Below are 19,131 nucleotides of genomic sequence, written 5' to 3'. Positions count from 1 at the left end.
TGACTGGCACTTTTGATTCAAATCTGAATCGAAATGAATCCAAGACTTCTTCTTTTTTTCACTTGTATGCTAGTGCAAACATACGCTTTTGCACAAGCAATCATCCACGGAAAAGTGCTGGACGAAAAAGGCTTGCCTCTACCCGGAGCAAATATCCAGATCAAAGGAAGTTATGATGGGGCTACAAGCGATAAAGACGGAGATTACCGGTTCGAAACATCAGCAACCGGTGCTCAAGTATTGGTTTTCAAGTTTCTGGGGTTCAAAAGCCAAGAACTTAATATAAGCCCTACCACAGGAGCTTACGAAATCCAACCGGTCAAAATGGTCGAAGAAATTACCGAAATGAATGCGGTGACAATCTCTGCGGGGGCGATGGAGGCCTCTGATGAGAAAAAAGCGGTAGTACTGCGGCCATTGGATATTGTCACCACATCCGGGGCAATGGGTGATATCGTCGGAGCTTTACAAACTTTGCCCGGAACCGGCACGGTAGGAAATGACGGACGCCTATTTGTCCGCGGTGGTGACGCAAGTGAGGTGGGCATCTACATCGATGGACTTCGTGTAGGAAATGCTTATGGAAGCTCCACGGCAAATGTCCCCACCCGAACCCGATTCAACCCCAATATTTTCAAAGGGACTTTTTTCAGTACAGGAGGATATTCAGCGGAATATGGGCAGGCACTCTCTTCGGCTTTGTCCCTGAATACAAAAGACCAATCCATGAGAACTCAAGGTGATCTCTCCATCATGTCTGTAGGCGGAGGATATGCCCAAACACTCGCCAATGAAACCCAAAGCATTTCACTTACAGCTAACTATTTTGACCTCAAGCCCTATCAGAAACTCATCAAACAGGATTTTGATTGGGAAAGGGCCCCTCACGGTTGGGACATAGAATTGTCCGCTCAGCAGAAACTCAAAAAAGGTGGCCTAGTAAAAGTACTTGCGAGAACAGAAGCCGGCGGAATGGAGCTCTGGCAAGCCCAACCCGGACTGGATGACAGAGGAATCTTCATCAAGCTGAATAACAAGTACTCTTATGCGCAGAGCAATTGGAGAAATGCCTACGAAAATGGATGGTCCCTTTTTGGAGGAGTTTCAGTTTCCTCAAACAAAGATGACTTGATCATTGATTCCACTTCTATAGAAAGGAAAAACTTGCTTTCCCATGCCAAATTCACTGCGGTAAAGGATTTCTCAGATCGCGTTTCTATGAAGGTTGGGACGGAATATTTTATCCACAATTACTCGGAGAAGCTCCAGAACGAAAACCAGGAAAGAAGTTTTGACGAAAGAGAAACCTATTTGTTCACCGAATGGGATTGGTACTTGAGTAAAAAATTAGTACTAAGAGGTGGTTTACGTATGGGAAATAGCCAATTGGCTAGCCAGAGCTGGTTAGATCCAAGAATTTCATTGGCCTACCAAGTCTCGGAATTCGGCCAAGTCTCTATTGCCTCAGGTCGGTTTCATCAATTACCCATCGAAAACCTTCGTGTAATTGACCCAACGATAGAAAATTCCGAATCAAAGCATCTGATTCTAAACTATCAGCATCAAAAAGAAGGGGTTATGTTTAGGGCAGAGACTTTTTATAAAACTTACGATGATTTAGTCCGATTCGAAGGAAATCTTAATGACCCTATCCGGCTTCGAAACGCAGGTGCAGGATACGCCCGAGGAATGGATTTCTTCCTGAGAGATCGTAAAAGCATCAAAAATACGGATTACTGGATTTCTTACAGTTTCGTAGACAGCAAGCGCAGTTATAATCAGTATGAGGCAAACGTTCAGCCCGATTTTGCCCCTAGGCACAATTTCTCTCTGGTCGTGAAGCACTTTATCGCAGCACTCAACTCCCAGCTCGGCACCTCCTTTTCTATCAACGATGGATACACTTATACCAATCCAAACGAACCCGGAGAAATGAATTCCAAAACAAAAAGCTACCAAAACTTAAGCTTATCCTGGAGCTACCTGCCAAAGCCAAATCTCATCATTCATGCAGCAGTGCAGAACGTACTCGGAAGAGAAAATGTATTTGGCTATTCCTATTCTGAAAATCCAAACGATCAGGGAGCATTCGAATCTCTTGCAATAGGTCAACCGGCACCGAGATTTCTATTTTTGGGAATTTTCCTGACGTTATCAAAAGACAAAACAGCAAATAATTTAAACAACCTATAATCGACTAAACCATGAAAAAGTCAATCTTAAGCTTCGCTTTCGCCTTAATCTACATCGCATTTGCCCAAGCAAGTGATCCCGCTTTTATTGCTGCTATGCAAAAGCAATTGGCAGCAAAAAACACGATTGAAACCTATGAGCAATCGCAAACCATCACAAACGGTTTTTTGAGAATTGCTGATGCTACGGAATCCGAATGGCTTCCCTACTATTATGCCGCATTGCTGAAAACCGAAGCGGCTTTTCGGTTCGATATAGATAAAGACAAAAGTCTGGATGAAGCTCTTGAGCTAGTACAAAAGGCGGATAAATTGGTTCCCGGAAATTCTGAAATCACCGCACTGCATGGCTACATCCTGATGGGAAAAATCAGCCTTGACCCAGCCGGAAGAGGTCAATCGATGAGTCCACAGGCAATGCAGCTCTTTGGCAAAGCAATCAATCTGGACCGGGAAAATCCAAGAGCCGTGTCTCTGATGGCCCAAATGGAGCTGGGAATGTCCCAATTCTTCGGTACCGGACCTGAAAAAGCCTGTGGAATGGCAAGAATGAGCCTTGAGCTGTTTAAAAAAGAAGAAGCAAAAATCAGCGATGAGTATATTCTACCAACTTGGGGCAAGACTCAAGCTGATCAGGTCGCTTCGAAATGTAATTGATGCGTAACGCTAAATGGAAATTCCTTTCCTTCCATCGGGGAGAAAGGAATTGCCCCTTTTTACTTAATTTCCAACTATGCCCGAAAAAAGAAATCCAGCCATTTGTAAAACAGAAAAAGGGATATGGAACACACTCCCAAGTTTTCTGATTATCAACTTTGGGATAGTCATGGTACTTATGCTATACTTCTGCCCCACGTGCTTCATTAGCTGGGAAGGTGCTAAAAGTATGATTCCACATTTCATTTTTTCTTTTGCAATTACTGTGGCTATGAGCTTCGGCGGAAATGCGGTGGAAACATTTTATGACAAACGCATTTCGTGGATTCATCATCCAGTCAAGCGTCTTTTAATGACTAGCATCACCTACCTGAGTTATGCTTTTATTGTATCTTATATCCTTGTGTTCCTTTATTCATGGGCTAGAGGAAATATCAGTTTGGACGATATTCCTTATAGGTTATTGTTTCAATACTCACTTATGCCTATGGGAATTGCCTTAGGCTTTATGGCATTGTTCACTACACGTTCCTGGTTGCTGGAATGGAGAAAGTCAGCCTTGGAGGCAGAAATACTTCGGAACGAAAAATTGGCAAGTCAATATCAGTCATTGAAGGATCAGCTTAATCCTCATTTCCTATTTAACTCTTTAAATGCACTTTCAGGGTTAGTATATGAAAGCGCTGATCGATCCGCTGCTTTTATTCAGAAATTATCGCGTATATACCGCTACGTTTTAGAAGCCCAAAAAGAAGAATTAATTGAGGTGGAAAAAGAGGCTGATTTCGCAGTAAATTTTCTGGCACTTCAAAAAATCAGATTCGAGGATAGTTTGAAATTTTCCTTGGAAATCGAAGATAAAAAAGGGTTCATTCCCCCGCTTTCTCTTCAACTCCTGCTTGAAAATGCCATTAAACACAATATAGTAAGTGAAGAAAAACCTCTATTTATCCACATTTACAGAAAAGATAATATGTTATGGATAAGCAACACTTTTCAGCCAAAATCAAGTCAAACTGATCCCTCTACCGGGGTAGGATTGGAGAATATTAAAATGAGATATCAACTGATCTCCGACCAAACTATTGAAGTAATACAGAATCAGGAAAAGTTTCTGGTTAAGCTACCCATTTTAGATTTATCCACATGAAATCGAGCATGACTCAAGCGTCATACACTGAGATGATTATCCACTGCGAGATTCCATCTGACCATAAAAAATCAATTATAAACTGATGAAAATATTAATCATCGAAGATGAAAATCCAGCGGCAAATTTGCTCAAAATACAAATAAATAAGCATTTCCCGAGTTCCGAGATAGTTGGAAATTTAGACAGTATTTCAACTTCTATTTCCTGGTTTCAGCAAAATCCACAACCCGATTTGATATTTTGTGATATACAATTGGCAGATGGAGTCAGCTTTGAGATTTTTGAAAAAGTCCACTTATCAACACCGATTATCTTTACCACAGCATTTGATCAATATGCTATAAAAGCGTTCAAAGTAAATGCGATCGACTACCTTTTGAAGCCCATTGATCCGGAAGATCTGGCAAGGGCTGTGGATAAGTATAAGACTAATCAAATTCGAGCTACTATAGATTTATCGGTACTGAAATCTCTGTTAGCTCCTCCTGAATCCACCTTCAAGTCAAGGTTTTTGGTGAAGTATGGAGACAAAATTCAGAGCATTCCAACTGGTGATATTTCCTTTTTTAGTAGTGAGGAGAGAGTCACTTTTCTGCAAACGCAACAAGGAAAAAATTATGTACTCGAAAGCACTTTGGAGCAAACCGAAGCCCAGGTAGATCCGAAGATTTTCTTTCGGCTCAACAGAAAATACCTCAGCAGTATGGAGGCAATAGATGGAATTTTTTCCTATTCAAACAGCCGGCTAAAAGTGACTTTAAAAAAATGTGCTGATCAGGATATTTTGATCAGTCGTGAAAAAGTGGGTGATTTCAAAAAATGGCTAGACCGATGAGAAATTTAACCACGGTGGACACTGAGATTTTCGCAGAGGTCGCAGTTTAGAAATAATTTTCTGTCTACTTCCAAGTCTGTCAGGCTGAGTAAGAAAAAATTAAGAGTTACAAAATAGATTCGGCGGCTTCCTCTCCCTATCACTTCCTTCACTTCAGCGTGCAATTACGGAGACCTCATAGGCCAAAAACTTAAAGTCATAGTCGCTATTGCTAAATATCTCTCGCTGGTCATAGACATCCTTAAATATCAAGAAAACTATGTGCTCTTTTTTCTGGTCAAGCTTGGCCCAGGCCCCCATATCCATTTCCTTGTCAGACCACACTTGCTTGCCTTCCAGATCGCCGGGCCTAAGCTGGAGAACAGTCTGATGGGGAGCATAGCTCACTTCCAGCCTTCCATTCAAGATAGGGTCTTTTTTTCTATATTGAAATCCTCCGGCTCTTTCTTCGACAAAATAGTATTTGCCGGTGTCCCTCCTGCTGAATAGGACAAAGACAGTGTCCGTTTTGGGTAGGGGAACTTGTTCCTCATGAGGTTCTACCACCACGTCTATACTTTGCTCAGATCTCAATTTAACCTGATAGGCAAGGAGTTTAAAGTCCCCATCGGTGAAGTAATAATGCTGTTCATATATATCCTCAAAAACTATAAATATTACCCCTTTGTACTCCGAATACAAAGAACTCCAATCACCCGCTGTCATCCGGGTATCATGCAGCAGGCGCTTGCCCTCCAAGTCGCTGGGGCTAAGTTGGAGGATGGTATTCTGGGATTCGTATTGTACACTGATGCTTACCTCTTCAATTTCGTAATCCCTATGAAACGAAAAACTACCGTCCTTACTTTCCAAATATGTGACCAGTCTATCATTTCGGTTGAATATTACAAAGACTGTGTCCGTTGCTTCTTCCTTCTCAGATCCAGTACCCATTTCCACAGATCCCGACCTCCTCTCCCCACAGGAGACAAGGTGTACTATCACCAGGAAAAGCATCGGGAATATAAATCTATGTATGTTTGCCGAGGTAGTCATTTATTCAGATCCACTTGTATTTATGGTCACCCCATAGGCCGTAAACTTATATTCCGGATTCGATAGATTTCTATGGGTATATTCCTCCCTGAATATGACGAAACACTTGCTGTAATACCGGTCAAAATGTTCATAAAACTCACTGTTGTTTTCCGCATAACGCAACACAAACCACTGATCAATTGTCAGGTCATTCCCATCGACAAGATGTCTGGTTTCCAACTCATCGCGACTGATCATCAGTTTGTCCTCTTTATCAGAAGAATAGGTCAAAGAAACTTTTCCATACCAATCGGGAGAATCAGGAAACCCAACGAAAATATAAAGGTAGTCAATATCGTCATCCACCATTTCTTCGTCAAACCAAGTCCCCTCCCCATACCGGTCAAAGACAATGAAAAGTGTATCCCCTTCACTTGAGCTTACCTGTAAGTCAAGCGTTTCTTCTTTATCCTTCCCCTCGTCCACTGGCTTTCGTTTCCCACAAGAAAAACCCAACAGTAAGACTAGAATTATAATTCCTCTATATACCATGGAATGAATATTAATCGCAATCTTTGGTGAGCTTGTTATCAATAATTTGAAATTTCTCCATCCTTGTTCTGGTCTCCTTGCTTAAACCTTCCCAAGCCTCGGTAATATCCAATCCCTGCCAGGCTATCGCGGTATAAAACTGGTTTGACCATTGTCCCCCGAATTTTGACTGTACATAGGAATTTGACCAAAATGCCTCCTTGCCCAATTTAGGATGGATCTTTTCCAATACAGAAGCCATTTTGGGGATCAGATTATCTGCCATATAGTTATGACTCTGATGCTTACCAACGAATTTTTCCTGATATATTTGGTAATCTTCGGCAAAGTTCTTGCCCAAAACCGAAACTCCTTTCATCTCCAGAGCCACCATGATCTCCGCATGGATTAATTCATGCAAGATAGTCCTGGCAATTGACAAGTACCCCGTATTAATGTCTTCTATATATGCTTGGTTGATTGTAACCACCACCATCTCTGGAACTTCATTTGGGTCGGCCTGACCGTGTAAATTACTACTTCCGATATTTTCAACCCTCAAACTCACATTCATATCCGGAAAGGAAACCCCGTCAATCTGAACAAGATTTTTAACGAAATCTGTAAGTTCCAGCTTTTCCAAAATACACATGAGATTGGGGTTATTTTTGAAGCTAGGCTCCAGCATGACCTTTAGATTCGGCTCACCTACCTGCGGTGGAGTATAAGGGGAGCCTCCAGAGGAAGTGTCTCCCCCGCCGCCACCCCCGGGATAGCTGTCATTGGGATAATAATACCCCGGTCCGGCATTTCCACCATCGGACCATTCACACTCATATTCGTAGGTCGTGTCCAGATATGCCATACCACCAGAACCGACCAGGTACCAGTCGGTACCAACCAGCTCGCATCTCACCCGCAGGCTTTCGCTGCTTGTGACTTCTTCCGTCAGAAATACGCGGGTCGAGACCTTCTCCCCGGCATCTATACGATACCCCTTGACATGGTATCCGTCGTAGGTAAAGAGGTCAATCCATCCCGACCATTTCTCATCGATATCCAGGTAGGAGAGATCCCTGAAGTCCCGGGAATCCACCTCCCCATCAGGATAGTACCGCACCACCAAAGGATCAAATCTGCCTCCATCGGGATGCTCGACAAATAGGATGTTCTGGATGACCCGTCTGGCTTTTTCGGCAGATGTATCGCCGTCACTGGGAAGGATTACCTCCTTGTTTTTCAAGCCGACTTCCCATACCCTTCTGCCATCTGAGAGGGTATAGTGATGCGACTTGTTCCAGTCCGGTTTTTTCTCAATATGTTTTAGTTTAAATCGTTTGTCCCTTTTGCGGGCATTGGCATCTTCATCGGTCAGCTGGAGCTTGGGTTCATGTGCTTCAAACCAATCCCGAACCTCTGAGAGCTGGTCTTGTTTTCCAATGGTCTCTACTTGTGGGAGATCCGGCTCATCTGCGCAGCTACCGATCAGGAATGCTAGCCCCATGAAAATCACTGCAGTCTGCCCTAATTTATACCATTTTTGGTTAGGCTGTGGGATATAATTAGTTCTCATAAAAGTCTAGTTAAAACAATAGGTATGACTAAAATTAACTAGTTTATTGAAAAATGCAAAAAATACTGAACACCCAAAACCCAAAGTGTTTATTCTCCTAAAGCAGTCTCTCATTTGGCTTGGCCTCCGAAACCCAGACCTGTGTCTTACATACAGGAATCACTACACCCGTACTGCTCTCGAATTTTTTCCCTTGTGTCCCTGTCTTGATACTTGCTTCTAGATACAAAAAAAGCGAGACTATTCAGTCTCGCTTTTTACTTGCAGTTCGATTTCCTCTCCAGATTCATCTAAGAATCTGTATTCCGTCACGGGTAGGGAAGAATCTTTGATCAGTTTTATCCACTTATTATACTTGAAAAACCACTTTACTCTTCGGCTGATTATGCCTGTAGTGAAGTATGCGTGCAGGTAGGGATGCAGCCCAATTTGTATTTTACTCACATTTTGGATAGTAGCAATATGATCCACGTCTTTTTCCAGCTTATCGGCTATCAAGATTGAAGCCTGGATTTTGCCGGTTCCGTTGCATGCCGGGCAGGTTTCTTTGGTCACAATATTGACCTCCGGCCTTACCCGCTGTCGGGTGATCTGCATGAGCCCAAATTTGCTCAGCGGCAAAACAGTGTGCTTAGACCTGTCAAACTTTAGCTCGTGGTTCATCGCTTCGTAGATGGCCTTCTTATTCTCGGCCTTCTTCATGTCGATAAAATCGACTACGATGATCCCCCCCATATCCCGGAGCCGGAGCTGTCTGCCAATTTCTTTAGCTGCGACCAGATTGGTTTTTAATGCCGTTGATTCCTGGTCACTTTCCTGGTTGGACTTATTGCCACTGTTCACGTCAATGACGTGCAGGGCTTCTGTATGCTCGATGATCACATACCCCCCTTGCGGAAGGCTGACCGTCTGTCCAAACAGGCTTTTGATCTGCTTTTCTATTCCAAAACTTTCAAATAGTTTAGCTTTACCGTTGTAAAGCTTGACAATTTTTTCTTTTTCAGGAGCTATATTCCTGATGTAGGATCTGATCTGATCGTAAGTAGATTCTTCTTCTACGGTGATTGCGTCGAATGATTCGTTGAGCAGGTCTCTCACAAGTGAGGAAGCCATGCTCATCTCTCCGATAATTTTGTCGCGACTCTTGGCTTTCATCAATTTTCCCATGCCCTCTTCCCAGTTGTTAAGGAGATTGCGCAGGTCTTTATCCAAGTCACTAACGGACTGACCTTCTGCCACTGTACGGATGATTACTCCGAAATTGGCCGGTTTGATGGAATTGATGAGTCTCAGGAGACGTTTTCTTTCCTCGTTGCTTCTGATCTTCTTGGATACGTTGACCGAATCCGAAAAGGGCACCAGCACAAGGTAGCGACCTGGCAGAGAGAGCTCACAGGATAGCCGAGGTCCCTTCGTAGAGATGGGTTCTTTGACGACCTGAACTAAAATCTGTTGATTTTTCGACAGTGGACCGGAGATTTTTCCAATCTTGTCGATTTCAGGCTCGTTCTCAAAACCCTTCAAATTGTAATTGCCATAGTTGTTGTTGCGCACCATTTTGGTGAACTTGGTCAGGCTGTTGAAATTTGCCCCGAGGTCCTGGTAATGAAGAAAGGCGTCTTTCTCATACCCTACGTCAATGAAGGCCGCATTGAGCCCATTGACGATTTTCCGAACCGTACCGAGATAAATATCCCCAACTTTAAACTGATTGTCCATTCCTTCGGAATGCAACTCAACCAGGCTCTTGTCTTGAAGAAGGGCAATTCGACTTCCGTTTTGAGCAGAATCGATTAACAATTCCGTACTCAAAATCTCGTCTTATTATGTAAATGAACGTGTACTCAAATGACAATAAGAAGAAGTGTATTACTTCTTCTTATGTCTGTTTTTTCTTAGTCTCTTCTTACGCTTGTGCGTAGCGATCTTATGTCTCTTTCTTTTCTTTCCGCAAGGCATAGTCTTTGGATTTAGTAGTGATATGAATAAATTATAGCTTGTCGAGATAGCTTTCGACACTTCCAAGAATCATTTCATCTTGCGTCATCGTTTTCACTTTCTCAAACTGAGCTTTCGCTTTGTTGTTTTGTTTGGCTTCGAAATAGCTCACGCCCAAGTAAAACTGCCCCTGAAGATTGTCCGGGTGATACTGGATCAATTCTTCAAATCGCTCAGTGGCGCGTTTGTACTGTCCTGATTGCATAGATAGTACGCCCATGTTGAACAACCCGTCTTCATTTTGCGGGTCCTGCTGCAAGATTTCTCTTAGCATCGTGATTCCCTGCATGGGATTGGACGAGGACACATAAGTCATCGCTATCTTAGTTTTCAAATCCAAGCGGGTGGGATCATTATCCAGCACCTGTGTTAAATACTTTCGGGTCTGTTCGGCAGTGTAAGCTACTTTCTCCGGATCCAGCGCAAAGCTAAATGCCTCATAGTAGGCATTTCCCGCTTTTTCGGCCAGATTCGTATCTGACTGCTGATCGGCCGCCAAACTTAAATAATATCCTGCACTATCGTACTTCCCAAGTTCCTGGTAAATCGCAGCAATCTCTTCCGTGGAAGAGTTCAGCTCTTCAATTGAAGAGTTCTCTGCGATCTGAAGTTTCAGCGTATTTATCTGTAACCTCTGATCAGGACTTAGCTCAGCCTCATGCATCGCTGCAGGATCAGCGGACGAAGTGGGAGCAGATGGATTTTCCTGAGAAACTCCATCTGCCTTACTGTCATTGTCCACCACCACACTAGGAAGTACATAAAGTCCACAGACTGCGATGACTCCTATTGCGATAAGTATGAGTTGAGATCTTTTCATGTCAAAAACCCTTCAGACTTAGTCTTGATGAGCTAGTTCCTTGATTTTTTTGCTGTTCTTAATCTTCTCTACAAACACCTTAGATGGCTTGAAAGCCGGGATATAGTGCTCGTCGATAACGATCGCTGTGTTTTTGGAGATGTTTCGGGCGATTTTTTTAGCTCTCTTCTTATTGATGAAGCTACCAAATCCTCTCACGTAGATGTTGTCTCCTTCGGACATTGAATCCTTCACTACTTTGAAGAACGCCTCAATGGCTTGTGTTACATCATCCTTCTGGATACCTGTTTTGTCCGAAATCTTAGTGATTACTTCTGCTTTAGTCACTGTAATATTAATTTAGAAATTACGAAATAAGCTTAACAACCTATTAACCAAGTGTTTTTGGGACTGCAAATGTAAGAGAACCATTGCAATTAAAAAACATATTCACAAAAATTAGCTTGATTTGTATCATTGACTATAATTGACTATGGGTTATAAAACCATTGAATATCAGGCTTTTTCGCATCAAATACTAGCTTGGTACAGAGAAAATCCAAGAGATTTACCATGGAGAGGAACACTTGATCCATATAAAATTTGGCTCTCAGAAATCATTCTTCAACAAACCCGGGTGGCCCAGGGATTACCTTATTATTATGCTTTTGTTGAGACTTACCCCACGGTAAAAAATCTCGCTCTTGCACCCGAAGAGGAAGTACTGAGGCTGTGGCAGGGCTTGGGATACTATAGTAGGGCAAGAAATCTTCATGCTTGCGCAAAAAGCATCTGGCATGATATGGACGGTGAGTTTCCAAAAACATACAATGACTTGCTGAAATTAAAAGGAGTCGGAAGCTACACTGCCTCGGCAATAGCAAGTTTTGCTTATAATGAGGCAAAAGCTGTAGTAGACGGCAATGTGTTCCGGGTGCTGGCACGATACTTTGGTATTGAAACCGATATAGCCAGTTCTAAAGCAAAGAAAGAATTCGAGGCTTTGGCCAATCAGCTTATACCTGTAGACAATCCGGGAGAATTCAATCAAGCGATGATGGATTTTGGTGCCAGGCTGTGCACACCCAAAAAACCGGACTGCTCCACATGTCCATTGAAAGACTCTTGTTTTGCTCTCCGAAACAATATGGTGTCTGATCTGCCCGTAAAAATCAATAAGGTAAAAATCAAAGAGCGGAATTTCCATTATTATGTCATTAAGTGTGGTGACAGATGGGTCTGGAAAAAGCGGACTTCGGGCGATATTTGGGAAGGGTTACACGACTTTCCTCAGGTAGAATCAAGTAATAACCTGTCTCCGGTAATGAATATTCCATCAACTTCTGAGGAAGAAATGGTACGTTTTCCCAAAAAATACAGACACATATTGTCCCACCAACGGTTAAATGCCGTTTTCTCTGAGGTAGAAATTAAAGAAGAAAATTCCGAAGAGCTTGAAAACTGGTGCGAAAACGAAGGGTTTATGCTGGTAGCAGAAGACAAGATCGAATACCTGGCAAAGCCAAAGTTAATAGTGAACTTTTTGAACGATCAAGGGATTTGACTAACTTCAAGTATTGGACTTTTTCAATCTTAAATTAAACTAGTTATGGCAGGAGTAAATAAAGTAATCCTAGTAGGAAATCTCGGCGCAGATCCGGAAGTAAAGTATCTGGAAGGCGACAATGCAGTAGCAAATGTAAGTTTGGCAACCACAGAAGCATACAAAAACCGAAACGGTGAAAGGGTAGAGCAAACGGAATGGCACGATCTGGAAATGTGGGGAGCACAGGCTAAAATAGCCGAGCAATACCTCAAAAAAGGTAGTCAGATTTACGTAGAAGGGAAAATCAAAACTGACAAATGGCAGGATGAGCAAGGTCAAAACCGCTATAGAACCAGAATCAGAGTACTAAGCTTTACTATGCTTGGCAGCAGACCCGACGGGGCGGGAGGCTCTGCACCTTCCCAGCAAGCATCCCAACAAAGGCCTACATCTGCGGCGCCTACTTCAACGCCTAAAGCACAAGAAATGGTTTCAGATACAGAAGATGATGATCTACCGTTTTAATATTCTATTCCCCTGGAAGCTATTTTCGGGGGAATGTTTTAATTTTGCATTAACCATTGCGGTTTAATACATGGACGATCCCTATCCGAGTTACCATTTGCTCGCTCAGATTAGCTCACCTTCGGTAAGCTATCTGATTCTAAATGGATTGCTTTTTATTCTTCTCTTAATAGGCTCTGCCTTAGTTTCCGGTTCAGAGGTAGCTTTTTTTTCCCTTACAAATGAAGACTTGGGAAATATCGACGAAGAAAACAGCCCCCGTGGGAAAAAAGTCATCAGCCTCGTAGAGGCACCGAAAAATCTTCTCAGCACTATCCTGATTCTCAATAATCTCATTAATATTGGAATAGTGACGTTAACGACCTTTGTGGCATGGTCTGTTTTTGGAAAAAATGCCACAGGAATAATAATAATCCTAGTTCAAACAATCGGAGTGACATTCGCTATCGTATTTTTTGGAGAGATTGTCCCTAAGGTTTATGCCAATAAAGCCAAGGTGGAATTCAGTCTTATCATGGCACCCAGCATTACCTTTTTTTCCACCATTCTTAGGCCTTTTTCTATGTTTTTGATGGCCTTCAGCAACCTTCTGGAGAAGCGGATCGAAAAGAAAGGCTATTCGCTTTCTGTAAATGAGTTAAATCAAGCCTTGGAATTGACTACGGAGGATGCCCCAAATGAGGAAAGAGAAATTTTACGGGGAATAGTAAACTTCGGCACTCTCACGGTGAAGCAAGTCATGCAAAGCCGAATGGATATTACTGCCGTGGATACCGACATGGACTTCCACGAGCTGATGGACAAAATTAACAAAAGCGGCTATTCCCGGATTCCGGTGTATGAAGAGACCATTGATAACATTCAAGGCATACTTTACATCAAAGATCTACTTCCTTTTATCGAGAGGGATGAAGATTTCGCCTGGAATGAACTGATCCGCAAAAGCTTCTTTGTGCCCGAAAACAAAAAAGTAGACACCTTATTAAAAGACTTCCAATTAAAAAGAGTCCACATGGCAATCGTCGTGGATGAATATGGAGGAACTTCGGGATTAGTCACGCTTGAAGACCTGATCGAGGAGATCATCGGCGAGATCAATGACGAATTTGACGACCATGACGACATCTTCTTCCAAGAGATTGACCCTGCTACTTTTATATTTGAAGGGAAAGTATCCTTGAACGATTTCTGCAAAAAGCTGGAACTAGACTCTCAACTATTTGAAGAAGTGAAGGGTGAAAGCGAATCCCTTGGTGGCTTGCTGCTGGAGATTAATTCCAAATTGCCCAAAAATGGCACCAAGATCAAATTTGGAGATTTCGTATTCACAATATTGGCTGTAGATGCCCGAAAAATCAAAAAAGTAAAGGTTTACATCAATTCCTTGGACAAGGATACGCTGGGTCCGTATACTGATTGAGAAACAGCCAATTGCAATATTCTTAGTTTTTCCAATTATTCAGAATAATATTCTTTTCAACGATGACTGGCCAGTGATTCGGAGAGTTAGCCATAAAAATTACGGAAAATAATTTTATTTTTTTTGGCTCCATTTTTTCACATCCAAAAAAAGGAACTTTCGCATATTTTTTTTCAGATTTGGCTAAAAAAGCACCCTGTTTCTTCTAATTGTGCTATAAATTTTACAAGGTTGTTCTATTTTACATACCAAAAAGTTAATTGCCAAAAAATCAAAAAAGTCAAAATCCATAAAAAATAAGGCACTAAAGCAGCCGTTTTGTTGCCGTAATTTTAATAGGACAATTTTTTTCTGTAATTTTTGGAAATTTTGAACCTAATAAATTCTATAAAAATGCAAGAAGGTTTGTATCGATCGGAGTTTGAGCATGACTCCTGCGGTATAGGTGCGGTTGTTGATCTGAGCGCAGTACCCTCACATGAGACGATTAGCGATGCCTTATATATGCTTAGCAATATGGAGCACCGTGGTGGTCGTGGATCTGATCCTAAGACCGGAGATGGAGCGGGCATATTAATCCAGGTACCACATCAGTTCCTAAAAGATATCACTGCGCGCACTGAAATTGAGCTTCCGGAAGTTGGATCATACGGTGTGGGAATGACTTTCTTTCCAAAGAATAAGCAGTTATTCCACAAATCAAAAGAACTACTTAACCAGCTGATTGAGGAGTTGGGCTTTGAGTTGATCGGCTATCGATCAGTTCCAGTGGATGAGACTGTTCCCGGTTCGGGAGCATTGGAGGTAATGCCTAATATTGAGCAGCTCTTTGTCAAGCACAAAAAAGGCCTGACTGGAATAGAGTTAGAGCGTAAGCTGTATGTACTGAGAAACTATTCTACTTCGGAAATCAACACCAAGATCCCAGGAGTAAATCAGTCATTCTATTTTGCCAGCTTAAGTAGCCAGACACTTATATATAAAGGACAGCTAAGAACTGACCAAGTGTTGGCTTTCTATAAGGACTTACAGAATCCGCGTATAGGCTCCGCATTTGCAATAGTTCACTCCCGATTTTCCACTAATACGTTTCCAAACTGGAGACTAGCCCAACCGTTCCGTTTCCTATCTCACAATGGTGAGATCAATACGATCAAAGGGAATTTGAATAAGATGAAATCGAAGGAAAACCTTATGAAATCGAAGTATTTCACTGATGAGGAGCTTTCCAGATTGATGCCTATTACCGATAAACAAAAGTCGGATTCTGCGAATCTTGACGCGATGGTAGAACTACTGACATTGAGCGGTAGATCTCTCCCTCATGCCATGATGATGCTCGTGCCAGAAGCTTGGCAGGATAATGAAGTCATGGATCGTGATAGAAAATCCTTCTATAAATTCCATGCTTCCCTCGTTGAACCTTGGGATGGTCCAGCAGCTTTGCTATTTACAGATGGAAAATCTGTAGGAGCGACATTGGATAGAAATGGATTGCGTCCGCTTAGATATTTCATCACTAAAGATCAGCGGCTAATCTTATCTTCGGAAGCTGGAGCACTACCTATTCGTGAAGCTACTATACTAGAAAAAGGCCGTATCAGTCCTGGAAGAATGATTTGGGCTGATTTAGAAAAAGGACGCGTGCTATTTGATGAAGAAGTGAAAGGCGAGATTTGCCGCAAGCAACCTTATGAGCAATGGGTTGCAGATCAAAGAATTAAACTTCGTCTTGAAGATGATCCTAAAACACTGACGCATCCATATTCTACTGAGAATATTAAGAAACACCAAACTATTTTTGGATATACTTCTGAGGAGCTCAAAGTAGTATTAAGCCCTATGGGAGATACTGCCTATGAAGCAATTGGCTCCATGGGAGCGGATACTCCTTTGGCCGTTCTATCCAAAGAGAGTCAGCATATTTCCAATTACTTCAAGCAGCTGTTTGCCCAGGTAAGTAATCCGCCGATTGATCCTATCCGTGAACGTCTGGTTATGTCCCTATTCACCCGATTAGGCGTGGGACAGAATATTTTGGAAGAAAGCCCAAAACATACCCGTCAAATCCACATTTCCCAGCCCGTACTTCTGAATGAGGATCTGGAAAAGATTCAAAAGATGGAAGGGCAGGGTTACAGGTGTGCTACTCTATCTAGTCATTTCCTTGCGGATCATAAGCCGGGAAGGCTATTGGAAGCTCTCGACAAGCTTTGTAATGAAGCGGAGAAAGCGATAAGCGAAGGGAAAAACATTATTATTATTTCCGACCGCAACGGCAACGAAGAATATGCGCCTATTCCCTCTCTATTGGCAATAGGAGCTGTCCATCATCATCTGGTCAAAAAGAAAATCAGAACCAGTGCCGGGTTGGTGTTGGAATCCGGAGATATCCGTGAAACACATCATTTCGCCACTGCCATAGGCTACGGGGCTTCTGCCATCAATCCATACATGGCACTGGAGTCGCTATTGGACATGTTTGAAAAGGGAGAACTGCCAAATGCCAAAAACCAGAAGAAACTCTTTTCAAACTATCAGGCTGCGATAGGAAAAGGGCTATTGAAAGTTCTTTCCAAAATGGGAATAAGTACTCTTCAATCGTATCAAAGTGCGCAGATTTTCGAAGCAATAGGCTTGGGGCCTGATGTGATCGACAGGTGCTTCAAAGGAACGATATCGAGAATCTCCGGTATATCCTTTGATGAATTGGCAGAGGAAGTATTAATACGCCACAGAGCGGCTTACGAAACAGAATCCCCGATTCTAGAACAGGGTGGCGTGTACCAATGGAAGAGAAGAGGTGAAAAACACTTGTTCAATCCTGAAACAATCCACTTACTACAGAAATCTACCCGCTTAAATGACTATGGTCTGTACAAGAAATTTGCAGCAAAGATAAATGAGCAAAGTAAAGATGCCTTGACATTAAGAGGCTTATTTGAATTCAAAAAACGAATCACTGTTCCGATAGACGAAGTAGAACCGGCATCTTCCATCATGCGTAGATTTGCTACCGGAGCCATGTCTTTTGGTTCGATTTCCCATGAAGCCCATTCTACATTGGCAATAGCCATGAATAGAATCGGTGCTAAGAGTAACTCAGGAGAAGGAGGAGAAGATGAGATCCGTTTTGCCAAAAAAGAGAATGGGGACTGGGAGCGCTCGGCAATCAAGCAGGTAGCCTCAGGCAGATTCGGGGTTACGAGTAATTACCTTGCAAATGCAGCCGAACTACAAATCAAAATGGCACAGGGAGCCAAGCCCGGAGAAGGCGGTCAGCTTCCCGGACATAAAGTAGATGACTGGATAGGCAGAGTAAGGCATTCCACTCCGGGAGTGGGGTTGATCTCACCCCCACCTCACCACGATATTTATTCCATCGAGGATTTGGCTCAACTGATCTTCGATTTAAAAAATGCAAATAGAAAAGCCAGAATCAACGTTAAGCTTGTTTCTCAAGCCGGTGTAGGTACTGTGGCAGCGGGTGTGGCAAAAGCCATGGCTGATGTGATCCTAATCTCAGGTGCTGATGGTGGAACCGGAGCTTCTCCGTTGAGTTCTATACGCCACGCAGGTTTGCCTTGGGAGCTTGGCCTGTCGGAAGCCCACCAAACCTTGGTGAAAAACAACTTACGTAGCCGTGTGGTCCTTCAAACCGATGGTCAACTCAGAACTGGCCGTGATCTTGCTATTGCGACACTTTTGGGAGCTGAAGAATGGGGTATTTCTACCGCAGCGCTTGTAGTAGAGGGTTGTATCATGATGAGAAAATGCCATCTAAACACCTGCCCGGTAGGTATTGCAACCCAAAATCCAGACTTGAGAAAACTGTTCACAGGAGATCCGGATCACGTGGTGAATTATTTCCAATTCCTGGTGCAGGATCTAAGAGAGATCATGGCTTCACTTGGATTCCGTACCATTGACGAGATGGTAGGTCAAAGCAACGTCCTTCAGTCTACGGGTCATTTGAATCACTGGAAATGGGACAAAGTAGACCTAAGCCCTATTTTCCACAAGGTGGAAGTTCCGGATCACGTGGGTATTCACAAGCAAATCGATCAGGAATTCGAACTGAAAAGGGTGTTGGACCGTCAGTTGATTAAAGCTGCCCACCCTTCCCTTGAACAAGCGATGGCTTCATCCGGAAGTTTCCAGATCAAGAATATAGACAGGTCAGTAGGTGCCATGCTTTCCAATGAAATTTCTAAAATATACGGAAGTCCAGGATTGCCGGAGGATACAATCAATTTCAAATTTACAGGTTCTGCAGGTCAGACTTTCGGCGGGTTCCTTACCAAAGGAGTAAACTTTGAGCTGGAAGGTGAGGCGAATGATTATTTCGGAAAAGGACTTTCCGGAGGCAAATTGATTGTTTATCCTAGTAGAAATGCCAAATTCGCTCCAGAAGAAAATATCATCATCGGTAACGTGGCGTTCTATGGTGCTACTTCCGGAGAAGCATATATCAATGGAAAAGGAGGAGAGCGATTCTGTGTAAGAAATTCCGGTGTTCACACCGTAGTAGAAGGAATAGGCGATCATGGCTGCGAATACATGACAGGCGGATTGGTGGTAAACCTTGGAGAAATCGGAAGGAACTTTGCCGCAGGAATGAGCGGTGGAATAGCTTATATTCTCAAAGAATACATCACTGAAATCAACCCGGAATTGGTAGATATAGATATTCTGGAAGAGGAGGATTTCACTACAATCAAGACATTCCTCAAAAGACACGTGAAACTGACCAAGTCAGGCTTAGGCACTAAATTCCTTGAAGATTGGGATAAATCCAAAGAGAAATTCATCAAGGTAATTCCTAGAGATTACAAGGCAGTTTTAGAGAAAAGAGCATTAGAACAATCAAAATCGTTGGCGTAAA

14 protein-coding genes are annotated in these 19,131 nt (G+C 42.7%); 8 read left to right on the top strand and 6 right to left on the bottom strand.

The window, feature by feature from the left end:
• Positions 1-33 precede the first annotated feature (33 nt).
• The 4 genes from ID165_RS21685 to ID165_RS21670 all read left to right on the top strand — a co-directional run bounded on the left by ID165_RS21685 (position 34) and on the right by ID165_RS21670 (position 4,837).
• Positions 34-2,193 (top strand): TonB-dependent receptor, encoded by a 2,160-nt coding sequence (locus ID165_RS21685; RefSeq protein ID WP_192347513.1) that lies wholly within the window; start codon positions 34-36, stop codon positions 2,191-2,193.
• Positions 2,194-2,204: 11 nt separating this feature from the next.
• Complete coding sequence (locus ID165_RS21680) at positions 2,205-2,849, top strand: hypothetical protein (protein ID WP_192347512.1); 645 nt, start codon at positions 2,205-2,207, stop codon at positions 2,847-2,849.
• A gap of 76 nt (positions 2,850-2,925) precedes the next feature.
• Positions 2,926-3,999, top strand: a complete 1,074-nt coding sequence (locus ID165_RS21675) for a sensor histidine kinase (protein ID WP_192347511.1) — start codon at positions 2,926-2,928, stop codon at positions 3,997-3,999.
• A gap of 85 nt (positions 4,000-4,084) precedes the next feature.
• On the top strand, positions 4,085-4,837 hold the full coding sequence (locus tag ID165_RS21670) for a LytTR family DNA-binding domain-containing protein (RefSeq protein WP_192347510.1): 753 nt from the start codon (positions 4,085-4,087) through the stop codon (positions 4,835-4,837).
• 153 nt (positions 4,838-4,990) lie between these two features.
• Here the strand turns inward: ID165_RS21670 and ID165_RS21665 are convergent, their stop codons facing one another.
• The 6 genes from ID165_RS21665 to ID165_RS21640 all read right to left on the bottom strand — a co-directional run bounded on the left by ID165_RS21665 (position 4,991) and on the right by ID165_RS21640 (position 11,103).
• Positions 4,991-5,872: a hypothetical protein gene (locus ID165_RS21665; RefSeq protein WP_192347509.1), complete on the bottom strand. Its 882-nt coding sequence runs from the start codon at positions 5,870-5,872 to the stop codon at positions 4,991-4,993.
• Entirely contained in the window at positions 5,873-6,406 is a 534-nt protein-coding gene (locus ID165_RS21660; protein WP_192347508.1) for a hypothetical protein, read from the bottom strand. It abuts the gene before it with no gap.
• Between the two features lie 10 nt (positions 6,407-6,416).
• Positions 6,417-7,958 carry a hypothetical protein gene (locus ID165_RS21655; protein ID WP_192347507.1) on the bottom strand — a complete coding sequence of 514 codons (1,542 nt, stop codon included), beginning with the start codon at positions 7,956-7,958 and terminating at the stop codon, positions 6,417-6,419.
• 240 nt (positions 7,959-8,198) lie between these two features.
• Positions 8,199-9,770: an Rne/Rng family ribonuclease gene (locus tag ID165_RS21650; RefSeq protein ID WP_192347506.1), complete on the bottom strand. Its 1,572-nt coding sequence runs from the start codon at positions 9,768-9,770 to the stop codon at positions 8,199-8,201.
• A 178-nt stretch (positions 9,771-9,948) separates the two neighbouring features.
• The gene (locus ID165_RS21645; RefSeq protein ID WP_192347505.1) at positions 9,949-10,776 is read right to left on the bottom strand and encodes a M48 family metallopeptidase; all 828 of its coding nucleotides are present in this window, start codon (positions 10,774-10,776) and stop codon (positions 9,949-9,951) included.
• A gap of 18 nt (positions 10,777-10,794) precedes the next feature.
• A complete protein-coding gene (locus ID165_RS21640) occupies positions 10,795-11,103 on the bottom strand; it encodes an HU family DNA-binding protein (RefSeq protein ID WP_192347504.1) in 309 nt (102 codons plus the stop codon).
• Between the two features lie 145 nt (positions 11,104-11,248).
• On the opposite strand from ID165_RS21640, the gene mutY reads away from it, so the two are divergent.
• The 4 genes from mutY (at position 11,249) to gltB (ending at position 19,130) form a co-directional block, all read left to right on the top strand.
• On the top strand, positions 11,249-12,319 hold the full coding sequence (gene mutY, locus ID165_RS21635) for an A/G-specific adenine glycosylase (protein WP_192347503.1): 1,071 nt from the start codon (positions 11,249-11,251) through the stop codon (positions 12,317-12,319).
• 45 nt (positions 12,320-12,364) lie between these two features.
• On the top strand, positions 12,365-12,826 hold the full coding sequence (locus ID165_RS21630; protein WP_192347502.1) for a single-stranded DNA-binding protein: 462 nt from the start codon (positions 12,365-12,367) through the stop codon (positions 12,824-12,826).
• A gap of 70 nt (positions 12,827-12,896) precedes the next feature.
• Positions 12,897-14,246 (top strand): gliding motility-associated protein GldE, encoded by a 1,350-nt coding sequence (gene gldE, locus ID165_RS21625; protein ID WP_192347501.1) that lies wholly within the window; start codon positions 12,897-12,899, stop codon positions 14,244-14,246.
• A gap of 393 nt (positions 14,247-14,639) precedes the next feature.
• A complete protein-coding gene (gene gltB / locus ID165_RS21620; RefSeq protein WP_192347500.1) occupies positions 14,640-19,130 on the top strand; it encodes a glutamate synthase large subunit in 4,491 nt (1,496 codons plus the stop codon).
• The last annotated feature ends 1 nt before the right edge of the window (position 19,131 follow it).

The sequence above is a fragment of the Algoriphagus sp. Y33 genome (assembly GCF_014838715.1).
GTDB lineage: Bacteria > Bacteroidota > Bacteroidia > Cytophagales > Cyclobacteriaceae > Algoriphagus.
This window is presented reverse-complemented; position numbering and strand designations above follow the sequence as displayed.